This window comes from Kineococcus rugosus, assembly GCF_050871975.1.
In the GTDB taxonomy this organism is placed as follows: Bacteria; Actinomycetota; Actinomycetes; order Actinomycetales; family Kineococcaceae; genus Kineococcus.
On the sequence record NZ_JBJLSJ010000038.1, the window covers coordinates 23,073 to 47,966 of the forward strand.

The following is a 24,894-nucleotide window of genomic DNA, read 5'->3' on the forward strand; positions in this document are numbered from 1 at the left end:
GTGCTGCTCACCCTCCTGCGCGAGCACCTGCGCCCGCACCGCGGGCTGCTGGCGGCGGTCGTGGCCCTGCAGGTCCTGCAGACGGCCGCGTCGCTGTACCTGCCCCGGCTCAACGCCGACGTCATCGACCGGGGCGTGGCCACCGGCGACACCGGGTACATCTGGCGCACCGGCGCCGTGATGCTCGCCGTCACGTTCGTGCAGGTGGTCGCCACGATCGCGGCCGTCTGGTGCGGGGCCCGCGTCGCGATGGCCCTGGGCCGCGACGTGCGGGCCGCGGTCTTCGACCACGTGCTGGGTTTCTCCGGGGCCGAGGTGGGCCGCTTCGGCACCGCCTCGCTCATCACCCGCGGCACCAACGACGTGCAGCAGGTGCAGGTGCTCGTCCTGATGACCTGCACGATGATCGTCTCGGCGCCCGTCCTGTGCGTCGGCGGCGTCGTCATGGCGCTGCGCGAGGACGTCTGGCTCAGCCGGCTCGTCGTGGTGGCCGTTCCCGTCCTGGTCGCGGTGATGGCCCTGGTCATGGTCCGGCTCGGGCCGCTGTTCGGGCAGCTGCAGGAACGCCTCGACGTCGTGAACCGGGTGCTGCGCGAGCAGCTGACGGGGTTGCGGGTCGTGCGGGGCTTCGTGCGCGAGGACGCCGAGCGGGCCCGGTTCGCCAGCGCCAACACCGGCCTGACGGACGTGGCGATCCGCACCGGGCGGCTGTTCGCCGTCGTCTTCCCGGTCGTGGTGCTCGTCATGAACCTGGCGAGCGCGGCCGTCGTGTGGTTCGGCGCGGGCCGCGTCGAGAGCGGGGACCTGCGGATCGGTTCCCTCGTCGCGTTCCTGACCTACCTGGTGCAGATCCTCACCGGCGTCATGATGACGACGTTCCTGGCCGTGGTGGGCCCGCGGGCCGCGGTCTCGGCCGGCCGCATCGGGGAGGTCCTGCGGACGACGCCGAGCGTGCACGAGCCGGAGGTGCCGCTCACCCCGGCGGGGCCGGGGTCGCTGGAGTTCCGGGAGGTGTCGTTCCGCTACCCCGGCGCCGACCGGCCCGTCCTGGACGCCGTCACGTTCTCCGTCGCCCCCGGCCGCACGACCGCGGTGATCGGCTCCACCGGTTCGGGCAAGACCACCGTCGTGAACCTCGCCACCCGCCTCGTCGACGTCACCTCCGGCGCGGTCCTGCTCGACGGCGTGGACGTGCGCTCCGTCGCGCAGGACGAGCTGCGCCGCCGCGTCGGCCTCGTCCCGCAGCGGCCGTACCTGTTCTCCGGGACGATCGCCACGAACCTGCGGTTCGGGCGGCCCGGGGCCACCGACGAGGAGCTGTGGGCGGCGCTGCGCACCGCGCAGGCCGAGGAGTTCGTCCGGGCCCGCCCCGAGGGGCTCGACGCCCCGGTCTCCCAGGGCGGGACGAACGTCTCCGGCGGTCAGCGGCAGCGGCTGTCCATCGCGCGGCTGCTCGTCAGCGACCCCGGCGTCCTCGTCTTCGACGACGCGTTCTCCGCCCTCGACACCGCCACCGACGCCCGGCTGCGGGCGGCGCTGGCCCACGACCGGCCCGGCGCGGCGGTCCTCGTGGTGGCGCAACGGGTCTCCACCATCGTCGACGCCGACGAGATCGTCGTCCTGGAGGGCGGCCGCGTCGTCGGGCGCGGCCGGCACGACGACCTGCTCCGGACGTGCCCGACGTACCGGGAGATCGTGTCCAGCCAGGAGGAGGTGGCGGTCTGATGGCGATGCGCGGCGCGCCCCCGCAGACCTCGGTGGACTTCGGCCCCTCCGCCCGGCGCCTGCTGTCCCGGATGGGCCCGGACGCGGCGCGGCTGGCGCTGGTGCTCGTCCTGGCGCTCGCCAGCGTCGTCCTGACCGTGTGGGTGCCCAAGCTGCTGGGCGAGGCCACCGACGTCGTCGTGGACGCCGCGTTCGGCGGCCTGCCGCTGGACCGCGCGGCGCTGACCCGCACGATCGCGCTGGTCGTCGCGGTGTGCGTGCTGTCGGCGGGCGGGTCGTTCCTGCAGGGCCTGCTGCTGAACCGGGTCGTGCAGCGGACGGTGTTCCGGCTGCGCGCCGACGTGGAGGACAAGCTGCACCGGCTGCCGCTGTCGCACGTCGACTCCACCCCCCGCGGGGAACTGCTGTCCCGGGTGACGAACGACATCGACAACGTCTCCCAGAGCCTGCAGCAGACCGTGTCGCAGGCCCTCGTCTCGGCCCTGACCGTCGTCGGGGTCGTGGTGATGATGTTCACGATCGACTGGCGGCTCGCGCTGCTCGCGCTGGTCGCGGTCCCGCTGACGCTCGTCGTCGTCGCGCTCATCGCCCGGCACTCCCAGCCGCTGTTCGTCACGCAGTGGCGCGAGACCGGCGCCCTGAACGCGCAGATCGAGGAGGCCTTCACCGGTCACGACGTCGTCACCGCGTTCGGCCGCCGCGAGGAGGTCCGGGCCCGGTTCGCGGCGAAGAACGCCGAGCTGTTCACCGCCGGCTCCGGCGCGCAGTTCCTCTCCGGCACGATCATGCCGTCGACGATGCTCATCGGGAACCTGGTGTACGTCGCGATCGCCGTGGTGGGCGCGACGATGGTGACCGGCGGGTCCGTCACCATCGGCGGGGTGCAGGCGTTCGTGCAGTACTCCCGGCAGTTCACCCAGCCGCTGGCGCAGCTGGGGTCCATGGCGAACCTGCTGCAGTCCGGGGTCGCCTCGGCCGAGCGGGTCTTCGAGCTCCTCGACGCCCCGGAGCTGAGCCCGGAGCCGGCCGGCGGGCCGCGCCCGGCCGGCCCGGGCCGCATCGAGTTCCAGCACGTCTCGTTCCGGTACCACCCCGACAGCCCGCTCATCGAGGACCTGTCGTTCACCGCCGAACCGGGCCACACCGTCGCGGTCGTCGGGCCCACCGGCGCGGGCAAGACCACGCTGGTGAACCTGCTGCTGCGGTACTACGAGGTCGACTCCGGCCGCATCCTGCTCGACGGCGTCGACACGGCCGCGATGTCGCGGCAGGACCTGCGCTCGCGGGCGGCGATCGTGCTGCAGGACACCTGGCTGTTCGAGGGGACCATCGCGGAGAACATCGCCTACTCCCGGCCCGGGGCCGGCGACGAGGAGGTCCGGGAGGCCGCGCGCGCCGCGTCGGTCGACACGGTGGTCGCGGCGCTGCCGGACGGTTACGCGACGGTCGTGGACGACGACGCGGGCCGGCTCAGCGCCGGGGAGAAGCAGCTGGTGACGATCGCGCGGGCGCACCTGGCCCGGCCGCAGGTGCTCGTGCTGGACGAGGCGACGAGCTCGGTGGACACCCGCACCGAGCGCGCCGTGCAGCACGCGATGGCGCGGCTGCGGCGCGACCGCACCAGCCTGGTCATCGCCCACCGGCTGTCCACGGTCCGCGACGCCGACCTGATCCTGGTGATGGAGTCGGGCCGGGTCGTGGAGCAGGGCCGGCACGAGGAGCTGGTGGCCGCCGGCGGCGCGTACGCGCGGCTGCACCGGGCGCAGTTCGCCGGTGCCGCGGCGGAGGTCGACTGACCCCGGCCGAAAACCTCCCCGACGCCCCGCACCGAAGGATTAGGCTCACCTCACATGGCTCCACCCCCCTCCCGCCCGGTGCTCGACGTCCTGCGCCGGCACCGCCGCGCGGCCGCCGTCGGCTGCGGGTCCTCGATGGTCCACCAGACGTGCGAGGCCCTCGTGCCGGTCGCGATCGGCCTCGTCGTCGACCGCGTCATCGGCACCGACGACGTCCCGGCGATCCTGCTGTCCGTCCTGGGCGTCCTGCTGCTGTTCGCCGTCCTGACCAGCGCCGGGACGTACGCGTTCGTCGTCATCGACCGCGCCCAGTTCGACGAGGCGCACCACCTGCGCACCGCGGTGGCCCGCGCGGTCCTGCGCGACCCCGCCGTCCTGCGCGACCGGCAGGTCGGGGACGCCCTGTCGGTGGCGACCTCCGACACCCGGCACACCGCCGAGGCCCTCGGGCTGGTCAGCTTCCTGGCCTCGGGCTGCTTCGGGATGGTCGTCGCGGCCGTCGTGCTGCTGCGCATCGACGTCGCCCTCGGCCTCGGGCTGCTCGTCGCGGTCCCCCTGCTGGTCCTGGGCCTGCAGGCCCTCACCCCGCAGCTGGAGGCCCGCGTCCACGACCGCCAGCGCAGCGCGGGGCTGGCCGCCGCCGTCGCCGCCGACCTGCTCGCCGGGCTGCGCCCGCTGCGCGGGTTCGGGGGCGTGCCGGAGGCCGTCCGCCGCTACCACCTGGCCAGCGCCGTCTCGCGCCGCGCGGCCGTCGGCGCCGCGGGGGCCACCTCCGTCGTCGTCGGCGTCAGCACCCTGGCCACCGGGGCGGTCCTGGTCGCCACCGCCGGGGTCGCCGGCGCGTTCGTGGCGAGCGGCCGGCTCGACGTCGGGGAGTTCGTCACCGTCGTCGGGATGGCCAGCTTCCTGGCCGACCCGGTGCGCAACATCAGCTCCTGCGTGCAGCAGCTGGCCGTGTCCCGCGCCAGCGCCCGCCGCGTCGCGGCGCTGCTGGCCCCGCCGGCGCCCCGCGCCGCCGAGGCCGGGACCGCCCTGCCCGCGCCCCTGGCCCCGGCCCTCACCCCGGGCGAGGTCCTGGGCGTCGTGGCGACCGACACCGCCACCGCCGACGCCGTCACCGCGGGCCTGCGCGCCGCCGGTGACGGGCGCAGCACCCTCGTCGAGCCGGCCGAGACGCACCTGCTCGGCGACACCCTCGCCCAGGCCCTGGACTCCGGGCCCGTCCCGGCCGGGCGCGGGGTCGCCCTGGCCGACGCCCTGGCCGCGGCCGCCGCCCCCACCGACCTGGACGCCCCGCTGGCCGACGGCGGCACCAACTTCTCCGGCGGGCAGCGCCAGCGCATCGGCCTGGCGCGGGCGCTGGCCGCCGACCGCGAGGTGCTCGTGCTGCGCGACCCCACGACGGCGCTGGACGCCGTCACCGAGGACCGCGTCGCGGCCGGTGTCCGCGCCCTGCGGGCCGGGACGGGCACCACGGTGCTCATCACGTCCTCGCCGCTGCTGCTGTCGCGCTGCGACCGGGTGGTGCTGCTGACCGGCGACGGCCGGCACGCCAGCGGCACCCACGCCGAGCTGCTGGACCACCCCGACCTCGGCTCCGAGTACGCGGCGGCGGTGGCCCGGTGAGCACCCCCACCCCCGCCTCCTCCCCCGACTCCTCCCCCGTCTCCTCCCCCGCCGGCGCCCTGCCCGTCGCCACCGGCCGGCGCAGCGCCGCCGTCCTGTGGCGCACCGCCGCCGCCCACCCCGGCGAGCTGGCCCGGGCCGTCACCACGACGGTCCTGTCCAGCGCCGGGACCGTGCTGCTGCCGCTGCTGCTGGGCCGGGCCGTCGACGTCGTGCGCGCCCGCGAGTCCCTCGCGCCGCTGCTGGTGCAGCTGTCGGTCGTGGCGGTCCTGACCGCCGTCACCACCGCCCTGGCCCGCCGCGACGCCGAGCGCCTCGGCGCCAGCGTCGCCGCCGACCTGCGCGAGCGGGTCGTCGACCGCTCGCTGCGGATGAACCCGAGGGTCCTGGAACGCGCCGGGGCCGGTGACGTCGCCTCCCGCGTCACCGAGGACGTCGAGCTGTTCACCGCCTCGGTGCAGCTCGCCGCGAACGTCCTGACCTCCGCCGTCACGGTGGTCCTGTCGGCCGTGGGGTTCCTCGCGCTGGACTGGCGCCTCGCGCTGGCGTTCTGCGTCGTGTTCCCCGTCTACGCGGCGAGCCTGCGCTGGTACCTGCCGAAGGCGGGCCCGCTGTACGCCACCGAGCGGTCCGTCGCGGCGCAGCGCTCGCAGGTGTTCCTGCAGTCCCTGCACGGCGCCTCGACCGTGCACGCCTACGGCATGTCCGACCTGCAGGGCGACCGCGTCGAGACCGCCTCGGCCCGCACCGTGGGGGCCTCGCGCAGGGCGCTGGGCACCTTCGCGCGGTTCTCGATGTCCATGAACGGCGCCGAGGCCGTGGGGTTGTCGGCGCTGCTGCTCACCGGGTTCTGGCTGGCCCGCGCCGACCTCGTCACCGTCGGGGCCGTGACCGCCGCCGCGCTGCTGTTCCACCGGCTGTTCGGGCCGCTGGGGGTGCTGCTGCTGTCCTTCGACGAGGTGTCGCGGGCCGCGGCCGCGCTGAACCGGCTCGTCGGGGTCGTCGACCTGCCCGCCGACCCGGCCGCCGACCCGGCCGTCCTGGCCCGCGCCGCCCGGCGCGACGTCGGGATCGTCGTGCGGGGCCTGACCCACTCCTACCCCCACGCCACGACCGGCGGCGAGGCCCCCGACGGGCCGCTGGTCCTGCGCGGCATCGACGTGGAGGTCCCCGCGGGCACCTCGCTGGCTGTCGTCGGGGAGAGCGGGGCCGGCAAGACGACGCTGGCCGCGATCGTGGGCGGGGTGTTCCCCGCCACCGGCGGGACCGTCGAGCTGACCGGGGAGCACGGGCCGGTCGCGCTGGCCGACCTGGACGCCGAGGCGGTCCGCGACCGCATCGGCGTCATCGCCCAGGAGTCGCACGTGTTCACCGGCACGCTGCGCGAGGACCTCACCCTGGCCCGCCCGGACGCCACCGACGAGCAGGTGCACCACGCGCTGGACGTCGTGGGCGCCGAGGACTGGGTCGCCGCGCTGCCCGAGGGGCTGGGCACCCGCGTCGGTCCCGGGGAGCTGCCGCTGTCGCAGGCCCGCGCCCAGCAGCTCGCGCTGGCGCGCCTGGTGCTGCGCGACCCGCCCGTGGTCGTGCTCGACGAGGCCACCGCCGAGGCCGGCAGCGCCGGGGCCCGCGACCTGGAGCAGGCCGCCGTCGCGGTCGTGCGGGGCCGGACCGCGCTCGTGGTGGCGCACCGGCTGAGCCAGGCCGCCGCGTGCGACCGGATCGCGGTCATGGCCGACGGGCTGATCGCCGAGATCGGCACCCACGCCGAGCTGCTCGCCCTCGGCGGCCGGTACGCCCGGCTGTGGGAGACGTGGTCGCGGCCGGCGCACGCCCCGCAGCGGGTGGCCGACGCGTAGGCCCGGCGGCGCCCACCCAGCGCGCCATAACAGAAAGTGGCATTCTCATTACCGTGTGTGAACAGACACCCGCGGTGCGGACGACGCTGCCCCTGCACCCGCGCGCGGCCGGCGAAGCCCGCCGCTTCCTGCGGGCCGCGATCTGCCGGGCGCACGCCGCCTCGGTGCTCGACAGCGCGGAGCTGCTGGTCTCCGAGCTGGTCGGCAACGGGGTGCGGCACGCGGCCCCGCCGATCACCCTGGAGGTGGCCTGCGACGGCAGCAGCGGCCTGCAGGTCCACGTCAGCGACGGCGAGCCGAACGCGCCGGGCCCCCGCCGGGCCGCGGCCGACGCCGAGGACGGGCGGGGCATGACGCTCGTCGACTACATCAGCGACGACTGGGGGGTGCTGCCGCACGCGGACGGCAAGACCGTCTGGTTCACCCTGAGCGCCTGACCCGCCGCCTGACCCGCCGCCTGACCCGGCCGCCGCGCCGGTGTCGCCGGGCCGTCGCCCCCCTGGCACCCTGGCGCGGTGCCTCCCGGACCCCGCCGCCCCCGCGTCTGGCCGTGGCTGCTGCTCGGGATCGGCGGGGCGCTGGCGGCCGGGTACGTCGTGGACGCCCTCGGCGGGCCGTGGTGGGTGCGGGGGCTGCTCACGGGCCTGCTCCTCGGGACCGCCGGCGCCCGGGCGGGGCGGGTCCTGCGGGCGCGGGCGCTGCGCTCGGTGCACGGCGACACCGCGTTCGACGCGGGCGTCCGGTCCCTGGCCTCCCCCAGCGGCGGGATCAGCCGGTCCTGGGGCGCGCTCGGGGCGGCCGTCGTGACCGGTGACGGGACGCTGCGCTGGCGCGGGCGCGAACTGCGCGGCGGGCGGCTCGCCCCGGGCGGGTCGCGCCCGGCACGGGGCGCCGAGCTGCTGTGGCTGTCGCCCGGCTGGCGGGTCTGGACCGTCGAGTTCGACGGCGGCCTGCGCGCCGAGATCGCCCTGGACCCCTCCCGCGCCGACCGGCTGGCGCCGTGGGGGGCGCCGTGAACCCCGCGCACGACCTGACCGGCGACCCGGCCGGCGACCTCGCCGGCGAGCTCGCCGGCGACCTCGCCGAGGGGGTGCGCCGGGGGCGGTTCGGCGGCGCGAGCGCGGCGTGGTCCGGCGCGGACGGCCGGGTGCACCGCGCCGCGGCCGGGACGGTGGCGCCCGGCGACCCGACCCCCGTCACCCCCGCGACCCGCGCGGACCTGGGGCCGCTGACGCGGGTGTGGACGGCGGCGGTCGCGCACGAGCTCGCGCAGGTCGGCGCGGTCGACCTCGACCGGCCCACCGCACGGGGTTTCACCCCCCGCCAGCTCCTGGAGCACACCTCGGGCCTGCCCGCGGGCAGCGACGCGTGGCGGCGCACCGACCTGCGCCCGGCGCAGAAGCTCCAGCGGGTCCTGGACTCCCCGCTGCTGTCGGCCCCCGGGGAGGTGGTCCGCGACTCCGACGTGGGGTTCGTCGTGCTGGGCGACCTGCTGGAGGACGCCACGGGGCAGGGGCTGGACTCCCTCGTCGAGGAGTTCGTCACGCTCCCCCTGGGCCTGGACGGCCCGCGGTTCGGCCCGGTGCCCGGGCCCGTGCTGGGAGCGGGGAGCAGCGCCCCCGGCGACGAGCTGGCCCGGTCGCTGGCCCGTCCGGTGGGTCACACCGGGCTGCGCGGGACCGCCGGGGAGGTCCACGCGCTGGGCCGGGCCCTGCTGGCCGGGACGCTGGGGGGCGGGTGGCGCACCGCCGGCGCGGCCGGGACGGGCTCCCCCGGGGCGTCGCTGGTGCTGGACCCCGCCGCGGGCACCTGCCGGGTCCTGCTGACCGACCGGCCCGCGGCGGCCGGCTGACCGCCGGGGCTCAGCCCGCCGTGGGCACCGAGTCCCCCGCGTACCGCTCCTCCAGGTCACCGGTCTCCCCGGCGCGCGCGGCGGGGCGGCCCAGCAGCAGGCAGTAGCTCCAGAAGACGACCCCGGCGAGCACGCCGATCCCGACCCGCGCCCACGTCGGCAGGCCCGAGGGGGTGACGAAACCCTCGATGACGCCGGAGACGAACAGCACGAACACGAGCCCGAGGGCGACGCCCATCATGGCCCGGCCCTCGGTCGCCAGGGCCACGGACCGGCTGCGCGGGCCGGGTGAGACCCACGACCAGAACAGCTTCAGCCCGGCGCCGGCGGCCACGAACACGGCGGTGAGCTCGAGGATGCCGTGCGGGGCGATGAGCCCGAAGAACAGCTCCCCCCGGCCGTTGTCGATGAGCAGCCCGCCCTGCAGCCCGACGTTCAGGGCGTTGACCGCGAGCGCGACGACGACGGGGACCCCGGCGATGCCGAGGGCCACGCAGGTGGCCGCGACCCAGGCGTTGTTCGTCCAGACCCGGCCGGCGAAGGCGGCGTTGCCGTACTCGGAGTAGTAGCCCGCGAAGTCGGACTCGACGAGCTGGCGGATCTCCTCGTCGGAACCGAACACGCTGGCCTGGGCGGTGGGGTTCCCCGCGATCCACACCCCGGCGACGACGGCGAGGACGGTGGTGAACAGGAAGGTGCCGGTCGTCCACCACCGCAGCCGCCACAGGGCCGCGGGCAGCCCGCGGGTGGCGTAGTGGACCAGCTGCCGCCACGCGGTGTACCGCGAGCCGGTGAGCCGGGCGCGGGCCTTGACCAGCAGCGTGGACAGCTCGTCGAGGAGCACCGGTTCGGACTGGGCCGAGCGCAGCGCCGACAGGTGGGTGGCGGTGCGCTGGTAGAGCACGACGAGCTCGTCGGCCTCGTCGCCGTCGAGGGTGCGCCGGGAGACCAGGCGGCGCAGCCGCGTCCACTCGTGCTCGTGCACGGCCCGGAAGGCGTCGACGTCCACCCGCCGAGGGTATCGGCGGCGGTACCGTCCGGGGGTGCACAGGGTCGCGGTCCTCGTCCTCGACGGGGCGAAACCCCTGGACGTGGGGATCCCCGCGCAGGTGTTCTCGAACCGGCCCTCGATGCCGTACGACCTGCGGGTGTGCGGGGCCGCGCCGGGGCGGGTGCGTGGCGGGGAGGGGTTGTCGTACCACGTCGACTCCGGGCTGGAGACGTTCGCGTGGGCCCAGACGATCTTCATCCCCGGGTACCGGGAACCGGCGGCGACCGAACCGCCGGCCGCCGTCGTGGAGGCGCTGCGGGCCGCGCACCGGCGCGGGGCGCGGCTGGCGGCCATCTCGACGGGGGCGTTCGCGCTGGCCGCGACGGGGTTGCTGGACGGTCAGCGCGCCACGACGCACTGGCACTACACCCGCGCGCTGGCCCGGCGGCACCCGCGGGTGCAGGTCGACGAGAACGTCCTGTTCGTCGACTCCGGTCAGGTGCTGACGTCGGCGGGTGCGGCGTCGGGCCTCGACCTGTGCCTGCACCTGGTGCGCCGCGACCACGGCGTGGGCGCGGCCAACCACGTCGCGCGGCGGCTGGTGGCGGCGCCGTACCGCAGCGGCGGGCAGGCGCAGTACGTGCCGCGCAGCGTGCCGGAGGGCGTGGGCGAGGTGTTCGCCGGGACGCGGGAGTGGGCGCTGGCCCACCTGGACGAACCGCTGACGCTGGACGCCCTGGCCCGGCACGCGCGGGTGTCGGCCCGCACGTTCTCCCGCCGGTTCGTGGAGAACACCGGGTACACCCCGATGCAGTGGGTGCTGCGGGCCCGGGTCGACGCGGCCCGCGAACTGCTGGAGCGGTCCGACCTGGGCGTGGAGCAGATCGCCGACCGGGTGGGGCTGGGGACGGGGGCGAACCTGCGGACCCACTTCCAGCGGATCCTGGGCACGTCCCCCACGGAGTACCGGCACACGTTCTCGGCGTGATCGGGTCAGCCGGTCAGCCGGTCAGCGCGCCCGGGGCGGTCACTGGATGCGGCCGCCGGCGGTCGGCCCGTAGTAGGTGGCGGCGGTCCCGCGGGAGGCGCGGCGCGGCATGACGAGGCCGAGCACGAGCATGCCCAGCCCGAGGGCGAGGTGCAGCCAGTCGTCGGCGGCGTTGAGGGGCACGAAGTTCGCCGCGCTGTCGTCGGCGGTGACCAGGCCGTAGACCCACAGCCCGAGGTAGGCGACCCCGCCGACGACGAGGTACGCCTTGGCCAGCGTCGGGACCCGTGAGAGCGCGACGCCGAGGACGCCGAAGAGCAGGTGCAGGACGTTGTGCAGGACCGACACCTGGAACACCCCGAGCAGCATCGCCCCGGAGTGGTGGCCCGCGCCGCCGAGGGCGCTGTAGTTCGTGGTGATCCCGGGCACGAACCCGAGGACCCCGACGAGGAGGAAGGCGGCGCCGACGAGCAGGGACGTCAGCGACACGGGGGAACGGCTGACGGACAGCCCGGACGTCGTGGTGCGGTCGGCGCTGCGGGCGTTCTCGGTGTTCCTGCTCACGGTCGTCTCCTGGGCTCGGTGGACGCGGCGGGCCCCGGCTCGACCCGTCACCCACGGTAGGCAGGGCGTCGGCGGAGGGCATCTCCGAACGGGGGCGGCCCCCGCACGAGGTGGCGAGAAGCTTGCGGACGATGGCTCCCTCGCCACTGGCCGGGCCCCCCGGCGGCGCCGACCCTGGAGCCATGACTCGGATCGCCATCAACGGGTTCGGCCGCATCGGCCGCAACACCCTGCGCGCCCTGCTCGCCCGCGAGACCGGCCTGCAGGTCGTCGCCGTCAACGACCTCACCGCCCCCGACGCCCTGGCGCACCTGCTGCGCTACGACTCCTCCCTCGGCCGCTTCGACGGCACCGTCGAGGTCGACGGCGCGAACCTCGTCGTGGACGGCCGGGTCATCCGCGTCCTGGCCGAGCGCGACCCCGCGAACCTGCCCTGGGCCGACCTGGACGTCGACCTCGTCCTGGAGTCCACCGGCCGGTTCACCTCCGCCGACGCCGCGAAGGCGCACCTGGCCGCCGGGGCCCGCAAGGTCCTCGTCTCCGCGCCCTCCGACGGCGCCGACGTGACCCTGGCGTACGGCGTGAACACCGACGCCTACGACCCCGCGCGGCACGTCGTCGTCTCGAACGCGTCCTGCACCACCAACGCGCTCGCCCCGCTCGCGAAGGTCCTCGACGACCTCGCCGGCATCGAGCACGGGTTCATGACGACCGTCCACGCCTACACCCAGGAGCAGAACCTCCAGGACGGCCCGCACCGCGACCCCCGTCGCGCCCGCGCCGCCGGCGTGAACATCGTCCCCACCAGCACCGGCGCCGCCAAGGCCATCGGCCTGGTCCTGCCGCAGCTGGACGGCAAGCTGTCCGGCGACTCCATCCGGGTGCCCGTCCCGGTCGGCTCGATCGTGGAGCTCAACACCGCGGTGTCCCGCGAGGTCACCCGCGAGGAGGTCGTCGCGGCCTACCGCGACGCGGCGTCCGGCGCGCTGCGGGGGGTCCTGGAGTTCTCCGACGAACCGCTCGTCTCCAGCGACATCACCGGCAACCCGCACTCGTCGATCTTCGACTCGGCCCTGACCCGGGTCGACGGCCGGCACGTCAAGGTCGTCGCCTGGTACGACAACGAGTGGGGCTTCTCGAACCGCGTGATCGACACGCTGGAACTGCTCAGCCGAGGCTGAGCCGCGGCACCCCCGGCGGGTCGAAACCCCAGACCTGCCCGTAGAACGACAGTTCCGCCTCCAGCGCGGCGGCGACGTTCTCGGCCCGCCGGAACCCGTGCTGCTCGCCGGGGAACACCACCAGGGCGTGCGGCACCCCCCTGCGGCGCAGCGCGTCCGCGAACGCGCGGGCCTGGTTCGGCGGCACCACCGGGTCCTGCTCGCCCTGCAGCAGCAGCACCGGGCGGTCCAGCCCGTCGACGTGGTTCAGCGGGGCCCGCTCGGCGTACACGTCCGCCGCCTGCGGCAACGGGCCCACCAGGGAGTCCAGGTACCGCGACTCGAAGTCGTGGGTGTCGCGCACCAGCGCCCGCAGGTCCGCGACCCCGTAGCAGCTCGTCCCGGCCGAGAACGCGTCCGTCCCCGTCAGCGCGGCCAGCACCGTGAAACCCCCGGCGCTGCCGCCGCGGATCGCGACCCGCCCGGGCGGGGCGAGCCCCTGCTCCACCAGCCACCGCGCGACCGCGGCGCAGTCCTCCACGTCGACGACGCCCCAGTTCCCGTCCAGGGCCTCCCGGTAGGCCCGGCCGTACCCCGTCGACCCGCCGTACTGGACGTCGACGACGCCGAGCCCGCGGGAGGTGAAGAACGCGACCTCGGGCGAGCAGGCCGCCTGCGACTGCGCCGTCGGCCCGCCGTGCACGAACAGGACGTGCGGGGCCGGGCCGGGGTCGGGGTGGTCGGGGTGGGTCGGGGGGTAGTGGTGCGCGTGCACCGTGCGCCCGCCCGCGCTCGGGACCTCCAGCGCCCGCGGCACGGGCAGGAACCCCGCCTCCGGTGCCGGTGCCGACGCGCGCACCACCTCGACCGCGCCCGCACCGCCGCCCGGGCCGGGGACGTCCACCAGCACCACCGCCGGCGGGCTCGTCGGGGACGCCGCGACCGCGGCGACCCGCCCACCGCCCGCGGCCAGGGCCGGCGCGTACGCGGTGAACGGCAGGTCCAGGGGCGTCAGGCGGCCGGTGCGGCGGTCCACGACGTCCAGCCGGTACCCCACCCCCGCCGCGTGGACCAGCGCGACGCGGTCCTCGTCCAGCGCGGCCCACGACGTCGTCGCGAACGTCCACGGCGGGAAACCCTGCTCGGCGGCCTCGGGGTGGACCGGGCGCACGCGCGCACCACCGGATCCCTCGCGCACCTCCAGCAGGTTCCACCAGCCGCTGCGGTCGCCGACCACCAGCACCGTGCCGTCGGGGGTGAAACCGGGGTGGACCAGGGACTCGCGCCGGTCCCCGCCCAGCAGCACCCGCGGCGCGGACAGCGCGCCCCCGGCGAGGTCGGCCGTCCACAGCAGCGTCCGCTGCCACGGCATGTCCGGGTGCTCCCAGCTGATCCACACCAGCCGCGTCCCGTCCGGGCTGACCCGCGGGGCCGCGAGGAACCGCGGGCCGGCGAACAGCTCCCGCGGCCCGGACCCGTCGAGCGGGACGTGCACGAGGCTGCGCCGCGGCCACCCGGGGCGGTGGTCCTCCGCGACGAGGACCACCCCCTCGCCGCACGGCGCCGGGTCGGCGTACCGGACGCCGTCGGCGGGCACCAGCGGCCGCGGCCGCGCCCCGGGGGCCTCGACGGCGAACCAGCGCTGGTCGGCGGCCGAGGCCAGCACCGCCCCGCCGCCGGGCAGCAGCCCCCACGCCCCGCCGCCGTACTCGTGCACGCGGGTGCGGGCGTCCAGGGCGGGCGCCGCCTCCCGCACCCGCCCGTCGGGGCCGCGCCGCACCAGCGCGACCCGGCCGTGCTCGGCGGGACGGCCCTCGGCCCACCACAGCGCCCCGTCCGCGGCCAGCGCCACCCCCGACAGCCGCCGCCCGGCGGCGGCGACGTCGGCGGCGCGCAGCGGCGACGCCCACGCCCCGTGGGGTGCGGCGCGGGGCCCGGTGCGACGCTCGGCACCTCCCACCCGGTCACCGTAGCCCCGGGTACCGTGACCGGGTGAGCCTGTCCTCCGGGGAACCCGTCGGTGAGATCGTCACCGGGGAGGCCGTCGTCCTGGGGCTGCGCGCCGCGTCGTTCGCGTCCCGGATGCTGGCCGCCCTCCTGGACGCCGTGATCGTCGGGATCGTCCTCGTGGCCGCGATCCTCGGGGCGTCGTCGCTGCTGAGCGACAGCACCGAGGCGACGGTGACGGCGATCGGGCTGGCGCTGAGCGTGCTGTGCCTGGTCGGCATCCCCACGGCCGTGGAGACCGCCACGCGGGGCCGCTCGGTCGGCAAGCTCGTCCTGGGGGTGCGGGCCGTGCGCGACGACGGCGGCCCGGTCCGGTTCCGGCACGCCCTGGTGCGGCACGTCGTGGGGTTCTTCGAGCTGTGGGCGCTGGCCGGCAGTCCCGCGATCGTGTGCTCGCTGGTCAACGCGCGCGGCAAGCGGGTCGGCGACCTGCTCGCCGGGACGTACGTCGTGCGCGAGCGCACCGCCGCCCGGCACGTGCCGCTGCCGCCGATGCCCCCGGAGCTGGCGGGCTGGGCCCGGACCGCCGACATCGGGCGGCTGCCGCTGGCGACGGCGACCGCGGCCCGGCAGTTCCTGGCCCGCACCGCGAGCCTGAACCCGGCCTCGCGGGCCGCGCTGCGCGTCGAGCTCGCCGACGCCCTGCTGCCGCACGTCTCCCCCGCCCCGCCGCCGGGCACCGACCCCGAGCGGTTCCTCGTCGCGGTGCTCGTCGAGCGCCGCGACCGCGAGCTGACCCGGCTGGAGCGGCGCGAGGCCCGCACCCGCGACCTCGAACGGTCCATCGGGCGGACCTGACCCCCACCGCGGGAGCCTCCCGGGAGGCGGCCCTCACAGCAGCGGCAGGACCTCCTCGCCCGACCAGGGCCGCAGCCGCAGCTCCGTGCGGGTCAGCGGCAGCCCCGCCTGCGGCCAGCTCACCGTGAGGGTGAGCCGGCCGTCGGTGGGCAGCACGTCCACCCAGAACCAGGCGTCGAGGTCGTAGGCGTCCTCCCCGGCCGAACCGCTCGCCTGCGCCGGGTCGGCCAGACCCTCCCGGCCGGCGACCTCGATCGCGACGACCGGTTCGGACCAGCCCTGGGGGCCGTCCTCCCCGACGTCGCCCCACGCGCTCTGCCGGGCCGCCGCCTCGGCCTGGACGCCCTCGGCCCGCAGGACGAACGGCAGCCACAGGCCGTCGGCGTGGGCGAAGACGCACCGCAGCCCGGCGACGATGCCCGTCGCCCGGGCCAGGACCACCGGCCCGTGGACGACGGCGCCCAGACCCTCGGGGGCGACGGCCGGTGGCCAGCGGTGCGGTCTCACCCGTCGATGATGTCGGACCTCAGCACCGTCGTCGACCACTCCCCCACCAGGAGCTCGGCGACCTCCCGGCCGACCTCCTGCTGCGGGTCGGAGGACACCACGAGCTTCCACGGACCGCCCGGCGCCGGCGGCACCGTGAACTCCACGGGGTTCGTGGCCCCGTTCACCAGCAGCAGCACCGTCGGGGACCCCTCGGCGGCGAACTGCACGGAGTACGCGCGGGCGTTCGCGTCGTCCCACTCCTGCTGGCCCATCGGTTCCCCGTCGGCCCGCAGCGACACCGTGTTCGGGCCGAACCACGTCGGGCGCAGCGCCGGCGTCTCGCGGCGCAGCCGCAGCAGCTCCCGGGTGAACCCCAGCAGGTCCCGGTCGGCCGAGGCCCAGTCGAACCAGGAGATCTCGTCGTCCTGGCAGTAGGCGTTGTTGTTGCCGCCCTGGGTCCGGCCGAACTCGTCGCCGCCGAGCAGCATCGGCACCCCGGAGCTCAGCAGGAGCGTCGTCAGCAGGTTCCGCCGCTGCCGGGCCCGCAGGGCGTTGACGCCCTCGTCGTCGGTCGGGCCCTCCGCGCCGCAGTTCCAGGACCGGTTGTCGCTCTCGCCGTCCCGGCTGCCCTCGCCGTTGGCCTCGTTGTGCTTCTCGTCGTAGGCGGTGAGGTCGGCCAGGGTGAACCCGTCGTGGGCGGTGAGGAAGTTCACGCTGCACAGCGGCGAGCGCCGGTCGGCCTCGTACACGTCGGGGCTGCCGGTCATGCGCTGGGTCAGCGCCCCCAGCGTCCCCTGCCCGCGCCAGAAGTCGCGGACGTCGTCGCGGTACTTCCCGTTCCACTCCGACCAGCGGGCCGGGAAACCCCCGACCTGGTAGCCCTGGGTGTCCCACGGCTCGGCGATGAGCTTGACCGGGGCCAGCACCGGGTCCTGGTGGACGATGTCGAGGAACGCGGAGTGCACGTGCGCGTCGCCCCACTGGCGGGTCAGCGTGGTCGCCAGGTCGAAGCGGAACCCGTCGACGTGCATCTCGCTGACCCAGTAGCGCAGCGAGTCCAGGATCAGCTGCAGCGCGGCCGGGTGGGAGACGTTGAGGGAGTTCCCGGTGCCGGTGGTGTCGAAGTAGTTCTCCGGCTCCTCCTCCACGACCCGGTAGTAGGACCCGTTGTCGATGCCCTTCAGCGACAGCGTCGGGCCCATGTGGTTGCCCTCGGCGGTGTGGTTGTAGACGACGTCGAGGACGACCTCCAGGCCCGCGGCGTGCAGGGCCTTGACCATCTCCTTGAACTCCCGGACCTGGGAGCCGTCGTCGCCCGCGGCGCTGTACTCGTTGTGCGGGGCGAAGAAGCCGATGGAGTTGTAGCCCCAGTAGTTGCGCAGGCCCTTCTCGGCCAGGTGGGAGTCCTGGACGAACTGGTGCACGGGCAGCAGCTCGACGGTGGTGACCCCGAGGTCCACGAGGTGCTGGATCGCGGCCGGGTGCGCCAGGCCCGCGTACGTCCCGCGGATCTCCTCCGGGACGTCGGGGTGCTGCTTCGTGAAGCCCTTGACGTGGACCTCGTAGACGACGGTGTCGGCCAGCGGGACCCGCGGGGCGGTGTCGCCGTCCCAGTCGAAGGCGGGGTCCACCACGACGGCCTTGGCGACGGAGGCGGCCGAGTCGGCGTCGTTGCGCTGCTCGGGGTCGTCGAACGTGTGCCCGAACGTCTCCTCCCCGGCGCCCCAGGAGCCCTCGACGGCCCGGGCGTACGGGTCGAGCAGCAGTTTCGCGGCGTTGTGCCGCAGGCCCTCCCCCGGTTCCCACTCCCCGTGGACGCGCAACCCGTACCGGGTGCCGACCCCTCCGGGGACGAGGCCGTGGAACACGTGGCCGGTGCGCTGCGTCAGGCGGTGGGCCGTCTCGGCGCCGGCGGGGTCGAAGACCGCGACGTCGACGGCCTCGGCCGTCTCGGAGTACACGGCCACGTTCAACCCGTTCTCGCGCAGCGAGACGCCGAGGGGGTAGGGGGTGCTGTCATCCACCGATCGATCGTGCGGCCCGCACGGCGTTCCCGCGCGCTGAACTACTCCTGCACCTCCCGGCGGGTCCGCAGCCGGCCCGTGGCCCACAGCAGCCGCCAGCGCGCCCGGACCCAGAGCCACCAGCGCAGCCGGCCGCCGTCCAGGCCCTGCTCGGTCTGCTGCCAGCGGCGGACCTCGCGCGCGTGGTACTTCAGCGCGACCAGGACGCACCCGCGCGCGAACGCGGCCAGCACGGCGACGCCACCGAGGATGGTGGCCCAGGAAGCGGCGTCCTCCAGCGACATCCGGGACACTGTGCCAGCCACGACGACGCCCGGCACCCCGAGGGGGTGCCGGGCGCGCCGGGTCCGGGACCGGTACCGGTACCGGGTGATCGGTACCGGGTGATCAGTACCGGTAGTGGTCCGTCTTGTACGGGCCGGCCACGTCGACGCCGAGGTAGTCGGCCTGCGACTTGGTCAGCTCGGTCAGCCGCACGCCCAGGGCGTCCAGGTGCAGCCGGGCGACCTTCTCGTCCAGGTGCTTGGGCAGGCGGTGCACCCCGATCGGGTAGCTGTCCGGCTTGGTGAAGATCTCGATCTGGCCGAGGACCTGGTTGGCGAACGAGTTCGACATGACGAAGCTCGGGTGGCCCGTCGCGTTCCCCAGGTTCAGCAGCCGCCCCTCGGACAGCACGATGACGTTGTGCGCCGGCACGTCCCCGGAGGCGGGGATGCGCCACTCGTGGACCTGCGGCTTGATCTCGACCTTCTCCACGCCCGGGATGCGGGCCAGGCCGGCCATGTCGATCTCGTTGTCGAAGTGGCCGATGTTCCCGACGATCGCCTGGTGCTTCATCCGCGCGATGTCGGCCGCCATGATGACGTCCTTGTTGCCGGTCGCGGTGATGAAGAGGTCGGCGGTCTCCACGACGTCGTCGAGGCGGACGACCTGGTACCCGTCCATCGCGGCCTGCAGGGCGTTGATGGGGTCGATCTCGGTGACGACGACGCGCGCGCCCTGGCCGCGCAGGGACTCCGCGCAGCCCTTGCCGACGTCGCCGTAGCCGCACACGACGGCCGTCTTGCCGCCGATGAGGACGTCGGTGCCGCGGTTGATCCCGTCGATGAGGGAGTGGCGGGTGCCGTACTTGTTGTCGAACTTCGACTTGGTGACCGAGTCGTTGACGTTGACCGCCGGGAAGGGCAGGACGCCGCCGCGGTGGTACTCGGCCAGGCGCAGCACGCCCGTCGTGGTCTCCTCGGTGACGCCCTGGATGCCCTCGGCGATGCGCGTCCAGCGCTGCGGGTCCTCGGCGAGGGACTTCCGCAGCAGCTCCAGGACGACGGCGTACTCCTCGGAGTGCTCCTCGGTGGTCGCCGGGACGACGCCGGCGGCCTCGAAGCGCTTGCCCTCCAGGACGAGCATGGTGGCGTCGCCGCCGTCGTCGAGGATCATGTTCGGGCCGACGCGGTGGCCCTCGGCGTCGGTGCCCCAGTCGAAGATCCGGTCGGCCAGCGCCCAGTACTCCTCGAGCGTCTCGCCCTTCCAGGCGAACACGGGCACGCCCGCGGGCTCCTCGGGGGTCCCGGTGCCGACGACGACCGCCGCGGCGGCCTGGTCCTGGGTGGAGAAGATGTTGCAGCTGGCCCAGCGGACCTGCGCGCCGAGGGCGACGAGGGTCTCGATGAGGACGGCCGTCTGGACCGTCATGTGCAGGGAGCCGGCGATGCGGGCGCCGGCCAGCGGCTGGGAGTCGCCGAACTCGGCGCGCAGCGCCATCAGCCCGGGCATCTCGTGCTCGGCCAGACGCAGCTCGTGGCGTCCGGCCTCGGCCAGGGAGAGGTCCCGGACCCGGTACTCGAAAGACATGGAAGCCCTCTCGTGCGGTTCGTGACGTTCCCGGCGCAGCCCCTCTGGGCCCCTCGCGGCATCACCGCACGCCGGAGCAGTTCCCAGGGTACGCGCCGGGCCGCCGCCGGGCCCCCGGCCTCAGGCGAGGGCGGGCACCGGCGGGGCCGGTGCGGCCGCGGCGACCGGGACCCCCGCCGTGCTGCGCACCGGCAGGGTGAACCAGAAGACGCTGCCGCCGCGCGGGTCGTCCTCCAGGCCGATGTCCCCGCCCAGGCGCAGGGCGATGCGCCGGCACAGGGCCAGGCTGAGGTGGTTGCCGCCCAGCTCCACGTCGGCCGCCTCGCCCGCGAACGGCTCGAAGACGCTGGCGCGGCGGTCCGAGGGCACGCCCAGGCCCCGGTCGCGGACCTCGATGCGCCAGACCTCCCCGCGGAAGCGGGAGCCGGTCAGCTCCGCGCCGAGGGTGACGACGGCCGGCTGCCCGGCGGGGGCGTGGACGACCGCGTTGTCGACCAGGCGCGCCAGCAGCTGGTGCAGCAGCCACGGCTCCCCCACGACCTCGGGCAGCGGGCCGACCTCGATCCGCGGCTGCAGCTCCTCGGGCAGGTGGGCGCTCAGGGCCTCCTGCTCGTCGGCGACGAGCGTGCCGGTGGCGAACAGGTCGACGGCGCGCTCGGACAGCGCCATCTCGCTGACCTGCGCGTACAGCAGCAGGTCGTCCACGAGCCGGCGGGCCCGGTCGAGGCGGCGGTCCACGGCGTCGAGCCGCTCGTGCCAGTCCGCGGACGTCCACGACTCGGTCTCGCGGGCGGCGTCGGCCAGGGCGGACAACCGGGACAGCGGCAGCCGCAACCGGTCCGCGACGACGGTGGTGTAGGCGCCGAGCTCGGACTCGCGGGTCCGCAGGGCCTCCTCGCTGCGGCGCCGGGAGGCCACCTCCGCGGCGAGGTCGAGGGTCGCCTGCTCCACCTTGCGCCGGGCCCGCTCGCGGCCGGCGGTCACCGAGAACAGCAGCGCGGCCAGCAGCAGCGACGCGGCGCCACCCGCGGCGAAGGCGACCACCGGGCCCTGGCCGACCTCCTCGGCGTGGGCGCGGGCCGTGGGCGTCACCTGCAGCCGCCACCGGCGCGAGGCGGCGATGACGTCGGCGCCGGTGGAGTGCTCCGCCAGCGCGGCCTCGGGGTCGACGACGGTGAGCTCCTTCGGGTCCGCCGCGTCCGTGGTGTCCCACAGCGTCAGCTCCGCCCCCAGGGCGCTGGGCCGTTCCGCGGTGGACTCCAGGACGGTGCCGGTGCGGAACGCGGCGGAGACCCAGCCGCGGAAGGCGCCCTTGTCGGCCTGGCCGGGCCCGCCGACGACGGGGGCCACGAACAGGACGGACTGCTGCTGCTCCTCGACCGGCAGGGAACGGTCGGCGATGAGGACGTAGGGCGCCGTCACGGCGACCCGCCCGGTGTCGCGGGCCGCCGTCGCCGCCGCGGCGATCTGCGGGACCGCGGCCGCGTCGGCGCCGAGGGAGGACCCGACGGCGTCCACCGCGCGGTAGCTGACGACGAAGCGGTGCTCCCCGATCGTGACGGGCTGGGGCTTGAGGGTGAGCTGCGTGCCGAGCTGGGCCCGCAGGTCCTGCTGCGCCCGGGCCACGGCCTGCGGGTCGTCGGCGACGGGGACGGTGTAGGACAGGTTGGCCACGCCCGGCAGCGAGGTCATCGTGGCGGTGAGGTCCTGGAACTGGTCGTCGGTGAGCGCCGGCTGGTTGCCCACGACGGCGGCCAGCGACTCGAGCGTGCTGGTGTAGCTGCGGACCGCCTCGCCCAGCGCGGTGGCCTCACCGGCGGCGAGCTCGTCGGCGGCGACGCGGGCGTGCTCCGTCCCGGAACGCTCCAGCACGTGGCTCACGACGGCGCTCGACCCGATCCCGGCCCCCAGCAGCGCGAGGGGCAGCCCGAGGACGGCGGCGCGGTGGGCCAGCAGACGGCGGCGGGACCCGCTGGTCCCCGCGGAGGTGTCGGTCACCCCCTCCCCATCGGCATCCCCGCTGCCGCGCTGCAGCCTGTTCGCTAGTACCTGCCTCGGGGAACTTCTACTACTCGTTCAGCCCCTCAGGGACCCCGAGCCGGTGGCCGATGCCTCTCCCGTGAGCATGGTCGAACTGGCGAGGCGCGCCCCGTCCCCGGCACCGGGGACGGCGGTGCTGCGCACCGTCGCCCGCCCGCCCGCCGCCCGGGGGGCGGCCGACACCTCGCTGCGCCGCAGCGCCCGCCAGGTCGTCGAGGCCCTCGCGGCGAGCAGCGGGCTGGACACCTGGTACCTGGGACGCCTGGACGGCGCCGCGATGCTGCCGCTGGCGGTCTCCGACGAGGCCACCGGCGTGCTCGTGGGGCGGCGCATCCCGTGGTCGGACACCGTGTGCCGGCGCATGGTCAACGGCCTGGGACCGGCCGTGGCCCCCGACATCACCCTCGTGCCGAACTACGTGCGGGCGCCCTCGGCGATCGCGCTGCGGATGACCGCCTACGCCGGCACGGCGCTGCGCGACGACAGCGGCCGGCTGCTGGGGGCGATGGCCGGCTGGAGCTCGCGCCCCGGCACGGTCCCCACCCCCGGCCTGGAGGCGCTCATGGACGCCTTCGCCGCGCTCCTCACGCAGACCCTGGCCGCCGAGGTCGCCGCCGACGACGCCCAGCGCGAGGCCGAGCGGCTGTCGGTGCGCCGCGACGCCTCCGACAAGGTCACCGCGCTGTCCAGCCGCGTCGGCTGGGGTTCGCTGCTGCAGCAGGAGGACCGGCGCACCGCCGAGCGCGGGCTGCCGGTCGCCCTGCTCGTCGTCGACATCGGCCGCGTCCGCTCCTCGACCCGGTTGCAGAAGGCGACCGAGACCGTCGTGCGGGCGCTGCCCGAGGCCACCGTCTCCCGCCTCACCGCCCGCCAGTTCGGCGTCATCCTGCCCGACGTCGAACCCGACGAGGTCGACGCCACCGCGCGCGAGGTGGCGACGAGCCTGCGCGCCGCCGGGTTCGACGCCACCACGGCCTGGGCCGCGTCCGGGGAGGCCGCGGACCTCAGCACCGTGTGGACCCTGGCCGAGCAGCGCCTCTACCGGGCCCGCCGCGACGGGGACGGCGCGTGAGCGCCGCCGCCGCGGCGCCCCGCGCCGCCCGCGCCGCCCGCGTCGCCGGCACCCTGCGCGGGATCGGCCCGGTGCGCTGCGCCCTCACCGCCGGCCTGCTGGTGGCCACGGTGGTCCTGCTCACCCACGACCGCGCCGTCCGGCACGCCGAGGCGTGCGCGTCGGCGCTGCTGGTGCGGACCGCGTGGGACAGCGGCGCCCGCTGCGTGGCGGACAACACCCTCTACCGCGTCGACGGGCTGCTCGTCGGGCACACCGTGACCATCGGGTGCAGCGCCGTCGTGCTGCTCGTGCCGTTCGTGGCCGTCGCCGCGCTGCTGCTGCCGGTCCGGCGGATGCCGGCCGTCGTCACCCTCGGCGCCCTGGGTTTCGCCGCCCTCGTCGTGGCGGCCGTCAACCAGCTGCGGTTGCTGACCATCGCCTCCGGCGTCCACTTCTGGGGGCTGGAACGCGGGTACGGCCTCACGCACGTCCTCGGCGGCTCGATCGTCAGCACCGTCGGGATCGTCCTGGGCGGGCTGACGTTCCTCGTGCTGCTGACCCGCGGGGCGCAGGTGGTGCGCCGTGGGTAGCAGCGTCCACCTCGGCCTGGCCCTGCTGAACACCGCGGCCTTCGTGCTGTGCGTGCTGTTCCTCAGCTACGTGGTCGTCGTCCTGCGCCCGTTCCTGCGCCACCGCGAGGTGGAGCTCGGGGACCGGGCCGACTTCGACTGGCACATCCTCATCCCCTGCCTGAACGAGGAGACGGTCATCGTCGGGACCGTGCAGCACCTGCTGGACACCTTCCCCGAGGCGACCGTGTGGTGCATCGACGACGACTCCCGCGACCACACCCACGAGCTGATCACCTGGCTGGCGACCCGGCACGAGAAGGTCCGCGTCGTCAGCCGCCGCCCCCCCGAGGCCCGCAAGGGCAAGGGCGACGCCCTGAACGACGCCTACCGGCGGATCTGCGCGGAACTGCCCGAGGGGGCCGACCGCTCCCGCGTCGTCGTGGGCGTCGTCGACGCCGACGGGCGCCTGGAGCAGTTCTGCCCCGACGTGATCGCCGGCCCGACGCTGTTCGGGGACCCGACAGTCGGCGCGGTGCAGGTGCAGGTGCGCATCACCGAGGACGTCGACGCCCTCGTCGGGACCGACCTGGACCGCCTCGTGGGTTCGCGGGCCCGCACGAAGGGCGACCACATCCTGGTCCGCCTGCAGGACCTGGAGTTCGCCGGCCCCATCGCCGCCATGCAGTTCCTGCGGCGGCGCACCGGCAGCGTCGCGATGGGCGGCAACGGGCAGTTCACCCGGCTCACCGCCCTCGACGACGTCGCCCGCGAGAACGGCACCCCGTGGCACGGCGCGCTGCTGGAGGACTTCGAACTGGGGCTGCACGTCCTGCTCGCCGGTCACCGCACCGAGTACTGCCACGACACGTTCGTGGCGCAGGACGGCCTCAGCGCGGTGAAACCCCTGCTGCGCCAGCGGACCCGGTGGTCGCAGGGGAACATCCAGTGCCTGCGCTACCTGTGGCGCGTCCTGAACTCCGAGCGCATCTCCATCCCGGGCGCGCTGGAGATCGCGCACTACATGTGGGTCCCGTTCTCCCAGGTGTTCGGCAGCGTCGTGTTCCCGCTGACGTCGGTCGTCACCTGCTACTACGCCTTCACCGACCCGCAGGGCCCGGACCGGTGGCTGCTGGCCGGCGCCTGGGGCCTGATCCCGCTGGGCCTGCTGTTCGGGGTCCTCCCGCACGCCCTGTGGGGGTTCTTCTACCGGACGCACTGCGGCACGTTCGTCACCCGCCGCGGCGCCCTGTGGATGGCCGTGGCGAACATCGGCTACGGCTACCTGCTGCAGATCTGCGCCTGGCGCGCGCTGTTCCGCGTCCTCAAGGGCCACACCGAGTGGCACAAGACCGCCCGGGCCAACGACCGGCCCGTCGTGGAGCCCCCCCCCCCCGCCCCCCCCCCCCGCCCCCTCCCCCTACCCAGGAGCTGATGTTGCGACAATGACCACACCACACCCCGCCGCCCCTTGGGTGGGGTGGTGAAGGCCGGGGGGGCG

21 protein-coding genes are annotated in these 24,894 nt (G+C 75.5%); 13 read left to right on the forward strand and 8 right to left on the reverse strand.

Annotated elements, in window-relative coordinates:
- The 7 genes from ACRYM6_RS18950 to ACRYM6_RS18980 all read left to right on the forward strand — a co-directional run bounded on the left by ACRYM6_RS18950 (position 1) and on the right by ACRYM6_RS18980 (position 8,858).
- Positions 1–1,725, forward strand: coding sequence for an ABC transporter ATP-binding protein (locus ACRYM6_RS18950; RefSeq protein ID WP_432544441.1), 1,725 nt, complete (start codon positions 1–3; stop codon positions 1,723–1,725).
- Positions 1,725–3,521: an ABC transporter ATP-binding protein gene (locus ACRYM6_RS18955; protein ID WP_432544442.1), complete on the forward strand. Its 1,797-nt coding sequence runs from the start codon at positions 1,725–1,727 to the stop codon at positions 3,519–3,521. The genes ACRYM6_RS18950 and ACRYM6_RS18955 overlap by 1 nt, the downstream gene beginning before the upstream one ends.
- A gap of 54 nt (positions 3,522–3,575) precedes the next feature.
- The gene (locus ACRYM6_RS18960; protein WP_432544443.1) at positions 3,576–5,147 is read left to right on the forward strand and encodes an ABC transporter transmembrane domain-containing protein; all 1,572 of its coding nucleotides are present in this window, start codon (positions 3,576–3,578) and stop codon (positions 5,145–5,147) included.
- On the forward strand, positions 5,144–7,006 hold the full coding sequence (locus ACRYM6_RS18965; protein ID WP_432544444.1) for an ABC transporter ATP-binding protein: 1,863 nt from the start codon (positions 5,144–5,146) through the stop codon (positions 7,004–7,006). Before ACRYM6_RS18960 ends, ACRYM6_RS18965 begins: the two co-directional genes overlap by 4 nt.
- 53 nt (positions 7,007–7,059) lie before the next feature.
- Positions 7,060–7,443, forward strand: a complete 384-nt coding sequence (locus ACRYM6_RS18970) for an ATP-binding protein (protein ID WP_432544445.1) — start codon at positions 7,060–7,062, stop codon at positions 7,441–7,443.
- Between the two features lie 78 nt (positions 7,444–7,521).
- The gene (locus ACRYM6_RS18975; RefSeq protein ID WP_432544446.1) at positions 7,522–8,022 is read left to right on the forward strand and encodes a hypothetical protein; all 501 of its coding nucleotides are present in this window, start codon (positions 7,522–7,524) and stop codon (positions 8,020–8,022) included.
- Positions 8,019–8,858 carry a serine hydrolase domain-containing protein gene (locus ACRYM6_RS18980; RefSeq protein WP_432544447.1) on the forward strand — a complete coding sequence of 280 codons (840 nt, stop codon included), beginning with the start codon at positions 8,019–8,021 and terminating at the stop codon, positions 8,856–8,858. The genes ACRYM6_RS18975 and ACRYM6_RS18980 overlap by 4 nt, the downstream gene beginning before the upstream one ends.
- A gap of 10 nt (positions 8,859–8,868) precedes the next feature.
- Here the strand turns inward: ACRYM6_RS18980 and ACRYM6_RS18985 are convergent, their stop codons facing one another.
- Positions 8,869–9,867, reverse strand: coding sequence for a stage II sporulation protein M (locus ACRYM6_RS18985; protein ID WP_432544448.1), 999 nt, complete (start codon positions 9,865–9,867; stop codon positions 8,869–8,871).
- 34 nt (positions 9,868–9,901) lie between these two features.
- On the opposite strand from ACRYM6_RS18985, the gene ACRYM6_RS18990 reads away from it, so the two are divergent.
- A complete protein-coding gene (locus ACRYM6_RS18990; RefSeq protein WP_432544449.1) occupies positions 9,902–10,837 on the forward strand; it encodes a GlxA family transcriptional regulator in 936 nt (311 codons plus the stop codon).
- A 39-nt stretch (positions 10,838–10,876) separates the two neighbouring features.
- Here the strand turns inward: ACRYM6_RS18990 and ACRYM6_RS18995 are convergent, their stop codons facing one another.
- Positions 10,877–11,401 carry a DUF4383 domain-containing protein gene (locus tag ACRYM6_RS18995; RefSeq protein WP_432544450.1) on the reverse strand — a complete coding sequence of 175 codons (525 nt, stop codon included), beginning with the start codon at positions 11,399–11,401 and terminating at the stop codon, positions 10,877–10,879.
- Between the two features lie 182 nt (positions 11,402–11,583).
- Between ACRYM6_RS18995 and gap the strand changes: the two genes are divergently transcribed.
- Positions 11,584–12,582, forward strand: coding sequence for a type I glyceraldehyde-3-phosphate dehydrogenase (gene gap / locus ACRYM6_RS19000; protein WP_432544451.1), 999 nt, complete (start codon positions 11,584–11,586; stop codon positions 12,580–12,582).
- On the opposite strand, the gene ACRYM6_RS19005 is transcribed toward gap, so the two are convergent.
- On the reverse strand, positions 12,569–14,521 hold the full coding sequence (locus ACRYM6_RS19005) for a S9 family peptidase (protein WP_432544452.1): 1,953 nt from the start codon (positions 14,519–14,521) through the stop codon (positions 12,569–12,571). The genes gap and ACRYM6_RS19005 overlap by 14 nt on opposite strands.
- Before the next feature lie 32 nt (positions 14,522–14,553).
- Between ACRYM6_RS19005 and ACRYM6_RS19010 the strand changes: the two genes are divergently transcribed.
- Positions 14,554–15,366 (forward strand): RDD family protein, encoded by an 813-nt coding sequence (locus ACRYM6_RS19010; protein WP_432544453.1) that lies wholly within the window; start codon positions 14,554–14,556, stop codon positions 15,364–15,366.
- A 33-nt stretch (positions 15,367–15,399) separates the two neighbouring features.
- Here the strand turns inward: ACRYM6_RS19010 and ACRYM6_RS19015 are convergent, their stop codons facing one another.
- The 5 genes from ACRYM6_RS19015 to ACRYM6_RS19035 all read right to left on the reverse strand — a co-directional run bounded on the left by ACRYM6_RS19015 (position 15,400) and on the right by ACRYM6_RS19035 (position 21,728).
- Positions 15,400–15,873 (reverse strand): hypothetical protein, encoded by a 474-nt coding sequence (locus ACRYM6_RS19015; RefSeq protein ID WP_432544454.1) that lies wholly within the window; start codon positions 15,871–15,873, stop codon positions 15,400–15,402.
- Entirely contained in the window at positions 15,870–17,879 is a 2,010-nt protein-coding gene (gene glgX, locus ACRYM6_RS19020) for a glycogen debranching protein GlgX (RefSeq protein ID WP_432544455.1), read from the reverse strand. The genes ACRYM6_RS19015 and glgX overlap by 4 nt, the downstream gene beginning before the upstream one ends.
- A gap of 41 nt (positions 17,880–17,920) precedes the next feature.
- On the reverse strand, positions 17,921–18,163 hold the full coding sequence (locus ACRYM6_RS19025) for a hypothetical protein (RefSeq protein WP_432544456.1): 243 nt from the start codon (positions 18,161–18,163) through the stop codon (positions 17,921–17,923).
- A gap of 103 nt (positions 18,164–18,266) precedes the next feature.
- Complete coding sequence (ahcY, locus tag ACRYM6_RS19030) at positions 18,267–19,730, reverse strand: adenosylhomocysteinase (RefSeq protein WP_432544457.1); 1,464 nt, start codon at positions 19,728–19,730, stop codon at positions 18,267–18,269.
- A 120-nt stretch (positions 19,731–19,850) separates the two neighbouring features.
- Entirely contained in the window at positions 19,851–21,728 is a 1,878-nt protein-coding gene (locus ACRYM6_RS19035) for an ATP-binding protein (protein ID WP_432544458.1), read from the reverse strand.
- Positions 21,729–21,849: 121 nt separating this feature from the next.
- On the opposite strand from ACRYM6_RS19035, the gene ACRYM6_RS19040 reads away from it, so the two are divergent.
- From ACRYM6_RS19040 to ACRYM6_RS19050, 3 genes are read left to right on the forward strand one after another with little or no spacing between them, the layout of a single operon-like run.
- Positions 21,850–22,842 carry a nucleotidyl cyclase domain-containing protein gene (locus tag ACRYM6_RS19040; protein WP_432544459.1) on the forward strand — a complete coding sequence of 331 codons (993 nt, stop codon included), beginning with the start codon at positions 21,850–21,852 and terminating at the stop codon, positions 22,840–22,842.
- Positions 22,839–23,414 carry a hypothetical protein gene (locus ACRYM6_RS19045; RefSeq protein WP_432544460.1) on the forward strand — a complete coding sequence of 192 codons (576 nt, stop codon included), beginning with the start codon at positions 22,839–22,841 and terminating at the stop codon, positions 23,412–23,414. Before ACRYM6_RS19040 ends, ACRYM6_RS19045 begins: the two co-directional genes overlap by 4 nt.
- Complete coding sequence (locus ACRYM6_RS19050; protein WP_432544461.1) at positions 23,407–24,828, forward strand: glycosyltransferase family 2 protein; 1,422 nt, start codon at positions 23,407–23,409, stop codon at positions 24,826–24,828. Before ACRYM6_RS19045 ends, ACRYM6_RS19050 begins: the two co-directional genes overlap by 8 nt.
- Positions 24,829–24,894: the final 66 nt, after the last annotated feature.